The 14,236-nt window shown below is 71.6% G+C and carries 15 protein-coding genes; 8 read left to right on the top strand and 7 right to left on the bottom strand.

Features of this window, described 5'->3' with window-relative positions; translation table 11 throughout:
* Positions 1-942, bottom strand: coding sequence for a glycoside hydrolase family 43 protein (locus tag ACFPLC_RS31820; protein WP_378192358.1), 942 nt, complete (start codon positions 940-942; stop codon positions 1-3).
* Between the two features lie 214 nt (positions 943-1,156).
* On the opposite strand from ACFPLC_RS31820, the gene ACFPLC_RS31815 reads away from it, so the two are divergent.
* Entirely contained in the window at positions 1,157-2,167 is a 1,011-nt protein-coding gene (locus ACFPLC_RS31815; RefSeq protein WP_378192404.1) for an AI-2E family transporter, read from the top strand.
* Positions 2,168-2,216: 49 nt separating this feature from the next.
* Here ACFPLC_RS31815 and ACFPLC_RS31810 read toward each other — a convergent pair whose 3' ends face one another.
* The 4 genes from ACFPLC_RS31810 to ACFPLC_RS31795 form a co-directional block, all read right to left on the bottom strand.
* Positions 2,217-2,570, bottom strand: coding sequence for a hypothetical protein (locus ACFPLC_RS31810; RefSeq protein ID WP_378192360.1), 354 nt, complete (start codon positions 2,568-2,570; stop codon positions 2,217-2,219).
* Between the two features lie 110 nt (positions 2,571-2,680).
* Positions 2,681-2,878, bottom strand: coding sequence for a hypothetical protein (locus ACFPLC_RS31805; protein ID WP_378235992.1), 198 nt, complete (start codon positions 2,876-2,878; stop codon positions 2,681-2,683).
* Between the two features lie 14 nt (positions 2,879-2,892).
* Complete coding sequence (locus ACFPLC_RS31800) at positions 2,893-3,273, bottom strand: hypothetical protein (protein ID WP_378192362.1); 381 nt, start codon at positions 3,271-3,273, stop codon at positions 2,893-2,895.
* A gap of 303 nt (positions 3,274-3,576) precedes the next feature.
* Complete coding sequence (locus ACFPLC_RS31795) at positions 3,577-3,918, bottom strand: hypothetical protein (RefSeq protein WP_378192364.1); 342 nt, start codon at positions 3,916-3,918, stop codon at positions 3,577-3,579.
* A gap of 270 nt (positions 3,919-4,188) precedes the next feature.
* On the opposite strand from ACFPLC_RS31795, the gene ACFPLC_RS31790 reads away from it, so the two are divergent.
* The gene (locus ACFPLC_RS31790; protein WP_378192365.1) at positions 4,189-4,533 is read left to right on the top strand and encodes a WGxxGxxG family protein; all 345 of its coding nucleotides are present in this window, start codon (positions 4,189-4,191) and stop codon (positions 4,531-4,533) included.
* 1,027 nt (positions 4,534-5,560) lie between these two features.
* Positions 5,561-6,031 carry a hypothetical protein gene (locus tag ACFPLC_RS31785; protein ID WP_191316727.1) on the top strand — a complete coding sequence of 157 codons (471 nt, stop codon included), beginning with the start codon at positions 5,561-5,563 and terminating at the stop codon, positions 6,029-6,031.
* Positions 6,032-6,174: 143 nt separating this feature from the next.
* Here the strand turns inward: ACFPLC_RS31785 and ACFPLC_RS31780 are convergent, their stop codons facing one another.
* Positions 6,175-7,116: a hypothetical protein gene (locus ACFPLC_RS31780; RefSeq protein WP_378235991.1), complete on the bottom strand. Its 942-nt coding sequence runs from the start codon at positions 7,114-7,116 to the stop codon at positions 6,175-6,177.
* 194 nt (positions 7,117-7,310) lie between these two features.
* Between ACFPLC_RS31780 and ACFPLC_RS31775 the strand changes: the two genes are divergently transcribed.
* The 5 genes from ACFPLC_RS31775 (at position 7,311) to ACFPLC_RS31755 (ending at position 13,344) form a co-directional block, all read left to right on the top strand.
* A complete protein-coding gene (locus tag ACFPLC_RS31775; protein WP_378192369.1) occupies positions 7,311-8,318 on the top strand; it encodes a polysaccharide deacetylase family protein in 1,008 nt (335 codons plus the stop codon).
* A 1,153-nt stretch (positions 8,319-9,471) separates the two neighbouring features.
* Entirely contained in the window at positions 9,472-10,236 is a 765-nt protein-coding gene (locus ACFPLC_RS31770) for a DUF3152 domain-containing protein (protein ID WP_378192371.1), read from the top strand.
* A gap of 59 nt (positions 10,237-10,295) precedes the next feature.
* Complete coding sequence (locus tag ACFPLC_RS31765; protein WP_378192373.1) at positions 10,296-11,615, top strand: extracellular solute-binding protein; 1,320 nt, start codon at positions 10,296-10,298, stop codon at positions 11,613-11,615.
* Complete coding sequence (locus tag ACFPLC_RS31760; RefSeq protein ID WP_378235989.1) at positions 11,612-12,517, top strand: carbohydrate ABC transporter permease; 906 nt, start codon at positions 11,612-11,614, stop codon at positions 12,515-12,517. The genes ACFPLC_RS31765 and ACFPLC_RS31760 overlap by 4 nt, the downstream gene beginning before the upstream one ends.
* Positions 12,514-13,344: a carbohydrate ABC transporter permease gene (locus ACFPLC_RS31755; protein ID WP_378192377.1), complete on the top strand. Its 831-nt coding sequence runs from the start codon at positions 12,514-12,516 to the stop codon at positions 13,342-13,344. Before ACFPLC_RS31760 ends, ACFPLC_RS31755 begins: the two co-directional genes overlap by 4 nt.
* Here ACFPLC_RS31755 and ACFPLC_RS31750 read toward each other — a convergent pair.
* A complete protein-coding gene (locus ACFPLC_RS31750; RefSeq protein WP_378192378.1) occupies positions 13,313-14,194 on the bottom strand; it encodes a LysR family transcriptional regulator in 882 nt (293 codons plus the stop codon). The two genes, ACFPLC_RS31755 and ACFPLC_RS31750, sit on opposite strands and share 32 nt — an antisense overlap.
* Positions 14,195-14,236 lie beyond the last annotated feature (42 nt).

Raw genomic sequence — 14,236 nt, 5'->3', positions numbered from 1 at the left:
TCAGCCCAGCTGCGGCACATCACCCGGAAAGGTGATGGGCAGCTGGTACAGCCCCCTCGCCGTGCGGGCGCCGCCCAGCCAGCCGTGGAAGAAGATGTGGCCGTCCACCACGTCGGCGCCGCCGGGGGCGTCCGCTTTGCCGCCGAGCAGGTCCGTCGACAGGAACGGGCCGTCCGCCTTCACGAACGCGCCGCCCAGCGACGGCGCCGACGCGTAGCTCGTGTGGTAACCCGGGCTGTCGAACGTGTCCGCGGAGTAGAACAGCAGGTACAGCGACCCCGTCTTCACCACCGAAGGCGCTTCGACGACCGAATTCTCGGTCTTGAGATCGGCCCGCAGCAGCTCGGTGCGCGGACCGGCCAGGCTGCGCCCGTCGGCCTGCAGCTTCTGCACCCAGATCGCCGACGGCGGTCCGGTCGCCGCGCCGTCGCTCTTGTACAGCAGATAACGTGACCCGTCCGTGTCGACGAACGTCTGCGGGTCGATGTCCCCGTGATCGCCGGGCTCGCACACCAGCGGGCGGTCGCCGTCCGGTGTGTACGGTCCTTCCGCCTTCTTCGCCGTCGCCGCGCCCAGGCACATCCCGCCGCCTGCCGTCTGCGCGGCCGCGAAGTACAGCACGAACGTGCCGTCCGGCAGCTGGGTGACGTCGGGGGCCCAGAACCCGCCGTCCGGTTTCGCCCACGCGGGCACGGCTCCGAGCGCGTCACCCGCGATGCGCCAAGGCCCTTCCGGCGCGGTGGCACTGGCCACCGGGATCCGCGTGGCCTTCGTGCCCGTCGCGAACGCGAAGTAGCCCCACGCGGTCTTGACGACGTCCGGATCCGGGAAGTCCTGTTCGAGCAGCAGCCGGGGCGCGCTGATGGCCGCCGCTTCCGGGGCCACCGCGAAGGCGGCCGCGAGCGCGACGACGGGAACGAGCACGAGAGACTTCAAGCGCATAGGCGATTTTGCCGATAGCACAACGGTTCCGGCAACGGCAGGCCGACGCCGTCACCGGGAAGCGTGGACTTGCCCGCGTACCCCGATCGGGTGGATTCCCCGTGCTGCCGGGGGTAGCCGCCGAGGCATGCACGCAACGAGCGGTCGCGGGGCCCACCGCGCCGGGCACCCCATCGGCGAGGCCGAGGGAGCGGCGGCGCGGCAGGAAGAGCCGCTGGGCAGGCCGGGAAAACCGCTCGACCGCCGCGCGCCGTTCTTCACCGGGTTACTGGCCACGGCCGGGGTGGTCGTCACGGTCGCCGTCGTCGAGCTCCTCCTCGCGGCCTCCGACGTGCTGCTGCTGATCGGCATCGCGTTCTTCCTCGCGGTCGGGCTCGAGCCGGTGACCGCCCGCCTCGCCCGCCGGGTGCCCCGCGCGCTGGCCGCCGTGGTGGTCGTCGTGGCCGGGCTGGCCGTGCTCGGCGGCAGCATCGCCGCGGCCGCCGTCCCCTTGGCCGACCAGGCGGCGCAGCTGCGGAACGGCGCGCCGCGGTTCGTGGCGCTGCTGCGTGACCACGGCACCCTGCTCGGCCGCGCCGACGAACTGTTCGGGCTCGAAGCCGCCGCCCGGTCCGTCCAGCTGTCCGAAGTGGCGAAATCGGTCGCCGCGCTGCTCGGTGACGCCGCGATCGTCGTGGTGCTCGCCACCTACTTCGTCGCCGACTTCCCGCGGATCCGCACCGCGCTCTACCGGCTGGCCCCGCGGTCGCGGCGGCCGCGGGTGATCCTGATCGGGGACGCGGTCTTCCGGAAGGTCGGCGCGTACCTCGTCGGCAACGTCGTGGTGTCGCTGATCGCGGGCGCGGCGACCCTGGGCTGGCTGTGGGCGTTCGGCGTGCCGTACGCGCTCGTGCTCGCCGTGCTCGTCGCCGTGCTCGACCTGGTGCCGGTGGCCGGATCGGTGGCGGCCGGCGCCGGCACCACTCTCGTCGCGCTCACGGTGTCGGTGCCGGTCGGGCTCGCGACGCTCGGCTTCTTCGTCGCCTACCGGGTGATCGAGGACTACGTGCTGTTGCCGAAGATCGTCGGCCGGGCCGTCCGGATTCCCGCGCTGGTCACCGTCGTCGCGGTGCTGCTCGGGTTCGAACTGCTCGGCGTCGTCGGCGCGTTCGTCGCGGTGCCGGTCGCGGCCGCGATGCTGCTCGTCGTGCGCGAAGTGGCCGTGCACCGGCTCGACCGGACATGACGAAACCGCCGCGCGGGGCGTACCCCGCGCGGCGGTCGGACCACTCGGGTCAGTTGCCCTGGGCGGTCCCGCCGTCGGCGATCTCACCGGCGGAGCAGTTCTCCGCGTTCTGGCCCTCGGCCTCGTGCTCGCCCGGCGACAGGATCGGCACGCCGATGCCGTTGGCGGTGTCCTGCACCGGCACCTGGACACCGAGGACGTTGACGTTGTCGTCGCAAACGCCGCCGACCACGTTGAGGTTGTGCACCACGTCGAGGTTCTGCACGTTGCCGACGAGGCCGAACTGGTCGGTGGAGTCGACCGGGTGGCCGGCGACGGTGACGTTGGCCGCGGACGCGGATCCGCCGAGGACCGCCATCCCGGCGGCGAGGGCGGTGGCGACGAAGCCGAGCTGCTTGATCACGGGGAAAATACTCCTTCTGGGTACCCACCGGACGATCCGGCGGAGGTTCGGGGAACGGGAACGGGCCCGGCTTCGGTTCGCCGGGCCCGCGAAAGTCCGTTATGGTGCCGTCAGGCCGGGTGGGACCGGCGCACTTCTCCAGCGTCGTGGCCGGTCCCACCCGGGTCGGCGCCGTGCGGCGTCACGGCGTGCCCGGAACGCGGAACCGGAGTGTGCAGCTCGCTCCGTGTTCCGGGCGCGCAGTGCGGCGTCGCACCGGCGACCGATTTCCCGTGCCCGGTGCCGGTCTTTCCGCACGCACGCGGCACCGGGCACGGAAAACTCAGTGACCCTGGCTGGTGCCGCCGTCGGACAGGGCGCCCGAGGCGCAGTTCTCCGGGTTCTCGCCGCTGGCCTCGTGCTCACCCGGCGACAGGATCGGCACGCCGATGCCGTTGGCGGTGTCCTGCACCGGCACCTGGACGCCCAGCACGTTGATGTTGTTGTCGCACACGCCGAGCACGGCGTCGACGTTGTGCAGCACGTCGGTGTCGTTCAGGTTCACCAGGCCGACCTGGCCGGTGTAGTCGTAGCCGCCGTAGTGGTGGCCGTGGTGGTGCCCGTGGTGGTGGTGCCCGTCCGGGGTGTCGGCTGCGGCGATGCCGCCCGCCAGGAACGCACCGGCCGCCGCGGTGGCCGTGACGAAGCCGATCTTCTTCAGCATGGATTGCTCCTCGGTGAACGATATTCGGAGAACGGGATGCCGGCGAAAGTGTGTTCGGCGTCCCGCGTGAGGGAAACGTACTGATGGTCGTACGCGGTTTCCACTTCGTGCCACCATCGTGTGGGTACCGCAAGCCGCTGACCGCGTCGCGTGTGGTCCGATCGGGTTATCCGGCGAGTTCTGCTTGCCGGACAGCACTTCCCGGCCGTCGTGTCATGAATCGCTTGCGGGGCAAAGAATGTTTCCGGGCACGCGAAAGAGCCCTGCGCCGGGGTGAGGCGCAGAGCTCTTTCGCGGGGATTCCTATCCGGGCCAGGCCTCGGCTTCGGCCGTGAGCGCGGTGGTCACGTCGATCTCGCCCGACCGCACCCGCCACGCGAGCGAGTCCGGCCGGGGCTGCAGAAGGTGCCACCCGATGACGTCTTCGTCGCGGTAGCAAGGGTTTTCGTCGTCGCCGATGCCCAGCGCGGCGAAGTACTGGCGGGCGGGCCAGGTTTCGGGGACCCAGGCGCGGGCCCAGCGCACGACGATCCTGGCGAGGTCGTTGCGACCGTCCGCCGGGTGGATCAGGCGGTCGCCGGTGGTGCAGATCAGGCGTGGTGTGTAGGTCGCGCCGAGCGGCGCGACGGCGAGTTCAGTGTTCATTCCTCCCCCGGTCCACGGCAGTGGACGGTGTTGCCCGGCTCGGATGCGCTGCTGCGCTTGAGAAGGGGAGGGACGACCGGAGGCGGACGTGCGCACGCGGCGCGTCCCTGCACGGCTCCGTCTTGAACCGGCGACCATCCTACAAAGACGGGAAAGGCGCGGAAGACCGGGCCCCGGCGTCTTCGCCCGTTCCCGTGACAGCGCGAGTGGATGCCGGGGGCGGGGGTACGCCCTGGAAGACCGATTTCCGGAACGGAAGGGAGAACCGGGATGAACCGCAAGGCAGGCAAGCTGTGCTGCGCCGGCGTCGCGGCCGCGGCGTTCGCGCTGACGGGAGCGGTGCCGGCGTCGGCGGCGCCGGAGTTCACGGCACCGGCGTGGCACCAGCAGACCGACGACGGCACCAACCACGACAACAACGCCCGCGACGACGACAACGACAACAACGGCCTGTGGGGCCTGCTCGGCTTGGTGGGGTTGCTGGGCTTGGCCGGGCTGATCCGGCGCGACCCCAAGCCGGGGGCGATGGCGGGATATCCGGCCGCGGCCCCGACAGCCCCGCCGGCGAACACGTACCCGCCGGCCGAGCCGCGGCGGAACCCGCCGGGCGTCTGACGGCCGGTGATGTCGTAGTACCGGTCCCCACCGGGCACACCGCGCCAGAACCCACCCGGCGCCTGACCGGGCGCACCGCAGCAAAACCCGCCCGGCCCCCGACTCTCGGCGGCGCCCCAGCGCCGGTCCCCACAGAGCACATCGCAGCAGGATCCACCCGGCGCCTGACCATCGGCGGCGTCGCAATGCCGGTCCCCACCGGGCACACCGCGCCAGAACCCGCTCGGCGCCCGACCATCGGCGGCGTCCCAGCGCCGGTCCCCACTGATCACACCGCGGCAGAATCCACCCGGCGCTTCGGCACCACCCGTCCGGCCCAACGGATTTCCGTCCGGTGATCGCGAACTGTTGCCGGGCCGCCGGTCGTCACCTGGTGCTTGGGCACCGGCGATCCCGCACGCCCGGCTCCCGCCGGGTGCCCGGGTGACCCTGGTACCCCGCACCGCGATCCCTCTTCTCTTCGCGCAGAACGTCCCGGCGCCGTCGGCGTCGGGACGTTCTGCGTTTTCATCTCTCCGAATGGCGCCCAGTTGTCAGGTCTCGGCACCGAGGAGGTCACAGTAACGGCCGGGAAAACCGGCCCTGCAACCACCACCCAGATTAACCAGGCGCTCGTCGCGCAAGAAGCGTTTTCCCACCGTACCCTACTTACGAGTGGCGTTCCCGGCGCCGGGCAAATGGGGCTGATTACCCATCATATCTTCCCGTAAACCTCACGATCGAGTGAACATGCCGTGTCACCCGGATCTGGCGCCGATCGCACCTGAGGCAAAGAAAACCCCGCCAATTCAGCCGTATATCGTAACCGTCCAACACGGACGAGTGGTGGCGTCACACACCGTAGCCGATGCGGAAAAGCGCTGAACAGCCACTTCACGCGATGTCGATGTTTGTTCCGGGGAACCGGCACGGCCGTACACCGTGCGAGATCAACTGGTCCGCCCGCCCCCGGACATCCGCTCGCGCTATCGCGGATCGGCGCTCACCATGATCGCAGTCGGCATCGCACAATCCGGAGGAGTACGACATGAAAAGTGCACTGACCCGAGCGCTCACGGTGTTCGTCACCGCGGCGGCGGTGACCTTGGCGGGGGTGGGTGTGGCGACGGCGGGCGGGCCCGGTGGCAGCGGGTCGTCGAGCACCACGAGCGCCGCGGCGGAGGTCCAGGGCCTGCGCGACCAGCTGGCGGCCCGTGCGGACAACGGGGACGTGCCCGGCACGCAGGCCACCCTCGCCCAGCTCGACCCGCTGCTGTCGGATCTGGCCCAGGGCAAGCGGTACACGATCCAGGCCGCGGCCAAGGACAGCGCGGCCACGGCGCAGAAGGACAACGCCGAAGCACGCAAGGGCGTCGACGAGCTGGCCAACCAGCTGGCGGCCCGCCAGTCGCTGCCGCCGGTGTCGGCCTTGCTCAACGCACTGCTGCAGCGCGTGCTGATCAGCCTTTCCGCACTGGTGAACGACCTTCTCGGCGGGCTGCCCGTCCCGGTCGGCTAGGCCGGCCGGTACCCCGGACGGACAAGCCGGCGACGGCCCGGCGCGGTTCCCCTCCCGCGCCGGGCTTTCGTCGTGCGTGAGCCGGCGCGAACGCACGAAAAAGCCCGGTGCGGCGGACCGCACCGGGCTTTCGCCGTCACCGGCTATTCGTACACGACATAGGCGGGCGTGGGGTTCAGCGCCAGGACGTCCGCCGGGGTCATCAGGTCCGCGCCGCGGCGGGTGTCTTCCTCGAAGAACAGCTTGAAGCCCGGCCGCACGTGGTCGGGCATGGTCGTCATCAGGGTTTTCCACGTCGCTTTCTTCGCGGCCGCCGAACCGATACCGTCGACGACCTTCACGACCGAGACTCCCCGGTGCTGCTTGAGAAGTTCTTCCTCGCGCACCACGGACGCGGCGACCTGGTGGTAGATCATCACCTTGGCCGGCAGGTTGTGCGTGTCGGCCAGGCTCCCGAGGTACCGGGCGACCCCGTCGAGCTCGGCACCGGTCGTGCGGCCGAACTTCCGGCCGGGGATGACCCCCGGTTCCACGGCCCACTCGGGGTCGAGCGCGACCCCGACGTCCGGCTCGGTCAGCCAGCGCTCGTAGGCCTGCACCTCGGGCAGGAAGTCGGCGCGACCGGGCTGGATGTTCAGCAGCAGCAGGCCCTTCAGCGCCCGCGCGGCGTCGAGGTACTCGCGCACGGTCGAATCCTCGCAGCGGCTGCGGAACATGCCGTCCTCACCGGGCGAGCGGTGCACGGTGGTGGCGATCAGCTCGACGACCGGGGTGATCGGGCGTCCCGCCGGGAACGTGTCGATCTGACGGCGGAGCGCACGGCTCGCTTCTCCGAGGTCGCCGGTCATGCGGCCGAGCGCCTTCGCCCCCGGAGCTCCGCAAAAGCCGACGAGAAGGCCTTTCTCGAGCGGATTCGGAGGGGGTGGCGGCGGTGCGGCCGCGACGGCCGCCGGGGCCGGCACGGCCAGCGCCTTCCCCCGTTGCAGCGCACCGCACGCACTCGTGGCCAAGCCCGCGAGGGCGGCGGTGAGGACCAGACGTCGATCGAAGGTTCGTTCGGCGGCGACCGCCTTTTTCGGGACCATCGCGGGAAAATACCCACCGCTGATCTTCACCAAACCCGTTTCCTCGCAATCACCGAATCGTGCCAGGGGCATTTCCGAGTTCATGGCCCCGGCCTGCGGAAATATAGGTTCCGGTGCCGTGAAGCGCAATTCCGCCATCACCCGACCCGGTGGCACGGACCGCACCCGCGGCGGCCCGGACGCACACTTCGGGCATGCGTTGCCCTTTCCGGTTCGGTGCCGGGTTCACCGCTGTCCTCGCGCTGACGGCCTGCGGCGGCCCCGCGCCCGACGCCCCGGCGCCCGCTCCGCCGCAACCGGCGTCCACCGCCGCGCCGGTCCGCATCACGCCCGCCGCCGCCCGGGAGGTGGGCGCGGACGAGCTCGGCCGGGTGCCGGTCCTGATGTACCACCGCCTCGTCGCGCAGCCGAAGTCGGTCTACGAGCGCACGCCCGCCGACTTCACGGCGGAGCTCGAGCGGCTCGCGAACGAGAACTACGTCCCGGTCACCACGGCCGAACTGGTGTCCCGCCGGCTCGACCTCCCCGCGGGCGCGCACCCGGTGGTCCTGACGTTCGACGACGGCGACCCGAGCGTGTTCCGCCTGACGCCCCAGGGACAACCGGAGCCCGGCACGGCGGTCCGGATCCTCCTGGACGTCGCGGCGGCCCACCCGAAGTTCCGGCCGGTGGCCAGCTTGTACGTCAACGAGCACCCGTTCGGCGGCGACCCCGACGGGCGCGCGCTGCGCTGGCTGGCCGAGCACCACTTCGAGATCGGCAACCACACGCGCCACCACACGAACCTGCGCACCGCAACGGAATCGGCGGCCACGGCGGCCATCGCCGAGGAGGACGCGCTGATCCGCCAGGCGATCCCGGGCTACCAGCCGACGACGCTGGCCCTGCCGTACGGAAGCCGCCCGCACCGCCCCGCGCTGGCGGTGCAGGGCCCGGGCTATTCGTACGGCGGCGCGCTGCTGGTGGGCGCCGGGCCGGCACCGTCACCGTGCTCGAGCAAGTTCGAGCCGGCGGCGATCCCGAGGATCCGTTCGCAGTCGGCGGGCGCGGAGGCGGAGTACGGCTCGGCCCACTGGCTCGACGAGCTGGCGTCCCCCACGGGCCACCGCTACACCTCCGACGGCGATCCGTCGACGGTGTCGTACCCGCGATCCGAGGGTGCGGTGGCGCCGGAGTGTGCGAGCGTGGCCCTTGCCTACTGAACGCCACCCGATGGCCCGCGTGGACTGGCTGCCCCAGCCGCGCCGCCGCCCGGCGCAGCCGCACGGGACACCGCCCCCCAGGTCGCCGCGCATCCCGCCCCCGGCGGCCCGAACGGCTCCGGCTCCGGTGGAACAGAATTCGGCTGCGGCGCCTCAGGTCGCACCGGCTCGCCCGACGGCACCGGCCCGCGCGACGGCGGCTCCGGTGGCTCAGCCAGCACCCACCCGCGCGGCGGATCCGGCCCCGCAGCCGCGCACCACGAGCGAACACGCGACCCCGCCTGCACCAGCCCACTCGGCCCCGGCGCCCGAGCCGCGCATCCCGGTCGAAGACGCAACCTCAGCCACCCACTTGGCACACCCCGCCCTGGCTGCGCCGACCCCGGCACCCGCAACCGAGCCGCGAACCGCGACCGCATCCGCGCCGACCCGCGCGGCGGATCCGGCCCCGGCCACGCCAAGCCCGGCACCCGGGCCGCAGCCGCGCACCACGAGCGAACACGCAACCCCGCCCGCACCAGCCCACTCGGCCCCGGCAGCCGAGCCGCGCATCCCGGCCGAAGACGCAACCTCAGCGACCCACACAACACACCTCGCCCCGGCTGGCCCGACCCCCGCACCCGCCGCCGAGCCGCGAACCGCGACCGCGCCGACCCGCGCACCACACGCCCCGACAACCCCGCCGAACCCGGCACTTGCGCCCGACCAACACACCGCCACCGAAAACGCGATTCCCATCGCACCCCACCGCCCGGCACAACCCGCCTCGGCCATGTCGAGCCCAGCGGCCCAGCCGCGCATCCCGGTCGAAGACGCAACCTCAGCCACCCGCACAACACACCTCGCCCCGGCTGGCCCGACCCCGGCACCCGCCGCCGAGCCGCGAACCGCGACCGCGCCGCCCCGCGCGCCACACGCCCCGACAACCCCGCCGAACCCGGCACCGGCACCCGACCCGACCACCACCGAAGACACCGCCGAAGCCACCCCCTCCGCACACCTGCCCACCACCCTCTCCGTCGCCCCGGCGATCTCCGTCGGCCCACCGGCCCCCCGCGTGCCCCGCGCGCCCGCGGCCCCTCCCCCACCACCCGTCCCACCCACTCGCGCCGCCGCCCCCGAGCCCACTCAATCCGCGTGGTGGCCGCCGGCCGTGCTCGTGTTCGCCGTGGTTCTCGCACTGGGGCTTCTGCTCAGCCCGGAAGCCGCGCAGCCGCGGCGGATCTCCGGGGTCGCGGCCGCCCAGCCGACCACGAAGACCACCACCCCGGCACCGGCCCCGGAACCCGCCGCCCTGCCCGAAGGCGTTCCCGTCACCGAAACCGGCGAGGGCACCTGGCACGTCGTCCCCGGCGGTGGCCACGACATCGGCTCCGGCGACAAGGTCCTCACCTACACCGTCGAAATCGAAGACGGTGTCGAGCTGCCCTCCTTCGACTACGACGTCGACACGATCCTCGCCGACCCGCGCGGGTGGACCAGCCTCGGCGCCGTCACCTTCCGGCGGGTCACCGGCCCCGACCCCGACGTGCGGATCAGCCTGACCAGTCCCGGCACCGCCCGGCGTCCGGACCTCTGCGGCTTCAGCATCCCGTTCGACTCCTCCTGCCGCCTGTCGCGGGACCGCCGGATTGTCGTGAACCTCGCCCGGTGGCTCCGCGGCGCGCACTCCTACGACGGCGACCTGACCGGCTACCGGGCCTACGCCATCAACCACGAGATGGGGCACGCCCTCGGCCTCGGCCACGTCGGCTGCCCGGCCTTCGGCGCGCCGGCGCCGGTGATGATGCAGCAGACCTTCGGGCTGTCCAACACCTATCTCGCGAACCTCAACCGCGGGGAACCCGGTGCCGCCCGCCAGGTCCGGCCGGACGGGGCCGTCTGCCGCCCGAACCCGTGGGTCACCGAAGCGCACTGAACTGGTTTGGACCCTCACCCGAGCGGGTACTCTCCCCTTTCTTCTGGGAGGGGTGTGCAATGGTGCGCAAAGCTCTGGCCGGTGCCGGTGTGGTCCTTCTGCTCGCCGGGTGCGGTGGGGTAGGCAGCGGTGGCGACACCGGCGCCGCGGCCACCCTGACGACCATGGGGTTCGGCCTCGGCGACGAAATCGCCACCACCCGGGCCGAGCTGGCGGGCAAGGCGATCGCGCCGGCCACCGTGAAGATCGGCGGCAGCGCCTTCGACGCCCAGCAGTTCCTCGCCTCCGTCGCCTCGCACACCCCACCCGATCTCGTCTACCTGGACCGGCAGCTGCTCGGCACCTACGCCGCCCGCGGCACGCTCGAGCCGCTCACCGACTGCATCGCCAAGCAGCACATCGACGTCGGCCAGTACCGGCCCGCCGCGCTCAAGGAAGTCACCCTCGACGGCAAGGTCTACGGCCTGCCCGAGTTCTACGACAACCGGGTGCTGCTGGTGAACGACACCGCCGTGCAGGGGAGCGGCTTCACTCCGCAGGACCTCGGCGACCGGGCCAAGCTCACCACCGCCGCGGAGAAGCTCACCGTCCGCACGGGCAACGGGCTGTCGCGGATCGGGTTCGACCCGAAGATCCCCGAGTTCCTCCCGCTGTGGGCCAAGGCCAACGGCGTGCAGATGCTCAGCGACGACGGCCGCACCGCCCACCTCGACGACCCGCGGCTGGCCGAGGCTCTCACCTACGCCAAATCGCTGATCGACGTCCAAGGCGGCTGGAGCGCGGTGAAGGCCTTCCGCGACTCCTTCGACTTCTTCGGCGAAAAGAACCCGTTCAAGCAGGGCCAGCTGGCGGCCACCCTGATGGACGACTGGTACCTCAACGTCCTGGCCAACTACTCCCCCGACGTGCGGTTCTCCGCGGCGCCCTTCACCGACACCGCGGGCACCCCGATCGACTGGGTCACCGGCAGCGCCTGGGTCATCCCGGCCGGGAGCACCCACAAGGAGCAGGCCTGCACCTGGATCAAGACGATGACCGACGCGCCGACGTGGGTCGCCGCCGCCAAGGCCCGCGCGGAGAAGCGGAAAGCCGGCGGCAAGGCGTTCACCGGCGTCTACACCGGCAACCGCGTCGCCGACCGGGAAATCTTCAGCTCCCTCGTGCAGCTGAAGGACCGGCCCGCGTTCGACGCCGCCGTCCGGACCGTCCTCGCAGCCCAGGACAGCGCCTTCACCATGCCCGCGTCCCCGGCCGGTTCCGAGTTCAAGACGGCCTGGCAGAACGCCGTCAACCGGGTGCTCTCGGGCGAGCAGCAGCCCGCCGACGCCCTGCGCCAGGGCCAGCAGGAAGCCCAGCGCGCGCTGGACGCCGCCCGGTGAAGCGGCGCACGAGAGAAGCTTGGGCCGCGTACGCCTTCCTGTCACCGTGGATGATCGGGTTCGTGATCTTCATGGCGATCCCGATGATCGCCAGCCTGGTGCTCTCCTTCACCGACTACGACGCGCTGCGGCCGCCGGACGCCGTGGGCTGGGCCAACTACCGGCGACTCCTCGAAGACCCGGCCGTGCGCAAGAGCCTGGTCAACACGATGGTGTACACCGTCATGTCGGTCCCGGCCACGATGGCCTTCTCACTGGCACTGGCCTCGCTGCTGGCCCGGGCCGGGCGCCGGTCGGCCGGCTTCTTCCGCACGGTGTTCTATCTGCCCGAGATCACCCCGAAGGTCGCCGTCGGCGTGCTGTTCCTCATCCTGTTCAACGGCCAGGTCGGCCTGGTCAACTCCGTGCTCGGCCTGGTCGGCATCGACGGTCCACAGTGGAGTACCGACGGGCCGTGGGTGAAGCCGGGGCTGGTGCTGATGCATCTGTGGTCGGTGGGCAGCACGGTGATCATCTACCTGGCCGCGCTCCGCGGGGTGCCGCGCGAGCTGTACGAAGCCGCCGAGCTCGACGGCGCGTCGGCGTGGCAGCGGTTCCGGCGGATCACCGTCCCGATGATCAGCGGGGCCCTGTTCTTCACCCTCATCGTCCAGACGATCGCGGCGCTGCAGTCGTTCGACGAGGCCTACACCGCCTTCTACGGCTCCGCGGCCTCGGCGACCTACAGCAACGACGCCGCCTTGTTCTACCTCATCTACCTGTTCCAGCAGGCGTTCGAGTTCCTCCACCTCGGGTACGCCTCGGCGATGGCGTGGCTGCTGTTCGTGGTGATCCTGGCGATCACCCTCGTGCAGGTGCGGCTGAGCCGCCGGTTCGTCTACTACGAAGGCGGTGACCGGTGACGGCGCGGCAGGTCCTCCGCTGGGCGGCGCTGGCCGCGGGGACCGTGCTGTTCCTCTACCCGTTCGTCTGGCTGCTGAGCGCGTCGGTGAAGCCGCGCGCGCAGGTCTTCGACAACCTGCTCATCCCCCGGACCTGGGCGTGGGACAACTACGTCGAGATCTGGCGGGCCGCCCCGGTCGCGGCCTGGCTGCTCAACAGCGTCGTGGTGTCGCTCGCGGGGGCCGTGGCCGTCACGCTGACCAGTTCGCTGGTGGCGTTCGGCTTCGCCTACTTCCGCTTTCCCGGCCGCAGCGCCTTCTTCGGCCTGGTGCTGGCCACCATGATGCTGCCGGCCGCGGTGACGATGATCCCGGTGTACCTGATCTGGAACAGCGTCGGCCTGGCGCACACGCAGGTGCCATTGTGGGCGGGGAACCTGTTCGGCAGCGCGTTCTACATCTTCCTGCTGCGCCAGTTCTTCCTCGGCCTGCCCCGCGAAGTGTTCGAGGCCGCCCGCGTCGACGGCGCGAACCACTGGACGCTGTTCTGGCGCATCGCGGTGCCGCTGTGCCGCCCGGCGCTGATCGTCAGTTTCGTGTTCGAGCTCAAGGCCGGTTGGTCGGACCTGCTCAAGCCGCTGATCTACCTGCGCGACCCGGCGCTGTACACGCTGCCGCGCGGGCTCAAGGCGCTGTCCGACCAGTTCGGCCAGGCCGGCGAGCAGCGGTGGGAGATCGTGCTGGCCGGGAGCGTCATCACGACCGTGCCGCTGCTGATCGTGTTCTTCGTGGCCCAGCGCCACTTCCTCGCCGGGATCACGACGGAGGGTCCCAAAGCCAGCCGGTGAGCGCGGTGCGCATCAGCCGGGCCGCGGCGGACAGCCGGTCGCCCGCGGCCCAGAACAGGGTGATCGTGCGCCGGCAGTCCGGGCTGTCGACCGGGAGCCAGACGACCGGCACCTGCGCGGCGACGCGGCGGGCCATCGCCGGGTTGAGCCCGATGCCCAGGCCGGCGCTGATGAGTTCCTGGATGGCGCCGGGTTCGTCGCCCTCGAAGACGATCTTCGGCGTCAGGTCCCGGGCGGCGAAGAGCCGGTCGAGCAGCCGCCGGTGCCAGTGCCCGGGCCGGGCGGTGACGAACGGCTCGCCGGCGAGGTCTTCGACGGTGACCGAGGTGCGGTCCGCCAGCCGGTGTCCGAGCGGGGTGGCCACCAGCACCGGCTCGTCGAGCAGCTGCACCCCGGCCAGGCCCTCGTCGGGAATGGGCTGGGACGCCACGCACAGGTCGATCTCCTGGGCGCGCAGGGCCCGCGCCATCGCGTCGGCGGGCAGCTGGTGCAGTTCGATTTCGATGTCCGGGTGGGCGCGCTTGAAGGCGGCGAGGGGCCGGGTGAGGGTGAGGAAGGTTTCCGACGCCAGCCGCACGGTGCCGAAGCCCTCGCCCGTCGCGTCGGCGACCGCGCGGCGCCCCGCGTCGAGCTCGCCGAGGGCGCGTTCGACGTAGCCGCGGAAGAGTTTTCCGGCGTCGTTGAGCCGGAGCCGGCCGGCCCGGTCGAACAACGGCGTGCCGAGCTCGTTCTCCAGCCGCGCGATGGTGCGGCTGAGCGACGGCTGGGCGACGCGCAGCTCTTCGGCCGCGCGGCTGAGGTGCTCCAACCGGGCCACCACGAGGAACTGCCGCAGCGTCCCGAGGTCCACGTCATGCCTCCCGCGTCATAACGGCATAGCGATATTGATCTT

It is taken from the genome of Amycolatopsis plumensis, assembly GCF_042652605.1.
Lineage (GTDB): Bacteria > Actinomycetota > Actinomycetes > Mycobacteriales > Pseudonocardiaceae > Amycolatopsis > Amycolatopsis plumensis.
The sequence above is the reverse complement of the archived record's forward strand: the minus strand, read 5'-3'. Positions and strand labels throughout refer to the sequence as shown.

What these genes read in the sequence shown, in the direction of transcription:
- ACFPLC_RS31790 (WP_378192365.1), top strand. Translation starts at nt 4,189, where the DNA reads ATGAACCGCAAGGCAGGCAAGCTGTGCTGCGCCGGCGTCGCGGCCGCG.
- ACFPLC_RS31800 (WP_378192362.1), bottom strand. Translation starts at nt 3,273, where the DNA reads ATGCTGAAGAAGATCGGCTTCGTCACGGCCACCGCGGCGGCCGGTGCG.
- ACFPLC_RS31785 (WP_191316727.1), top strand. Translation starts at nt 5,561, where the DNA reads ATGAAAAGTGCACTGACCCGAGCGCTCACGGTGTTCGTCACCGCGGCG.
- ACFPLC_RS31780 (WP_378235991.1), bottom strand. Translation starts at nt 7,116, where the DNA reads ATGGTCCCGAAAAAGGCGGTCGCCGCCGAACGAACCTTCGATCGACGT.
- ACFPLC_RS31795 (WP_378192364.1), bottom strand. Translation starts at nt 3,918, where the DNA reads ATGAACACTGAACTCGCCGTCGCGCCGCTCGGCGCGACCTACACACCA.
- ACFPLC_RS31820 (WP_378192358.1), bottom strand. Translation starts at nt 942, where the DNA reads ATGCGCTTGAAGTCTCTCGTGCTCGTTCCCGTCGTCGCGCTCGCGGCC.
- ACFPLC_RS31775 (WP_378192369.1), top strand. Translation starts at nt 7,311, where the DNA reads ATGCGTTGCCCTTTCCGGTTCGGTGCCGGGTTCACCGCTGTCCTCGCG.
- ACFPLC_RS31765 (WP_378192373.1), top strand. Translation starts at nt 10,296, where the DNA reads ATGGTGCGCAAAGCTCTGGCCGGTGCCGGTGTGGTCCTTCTGCTCGCC.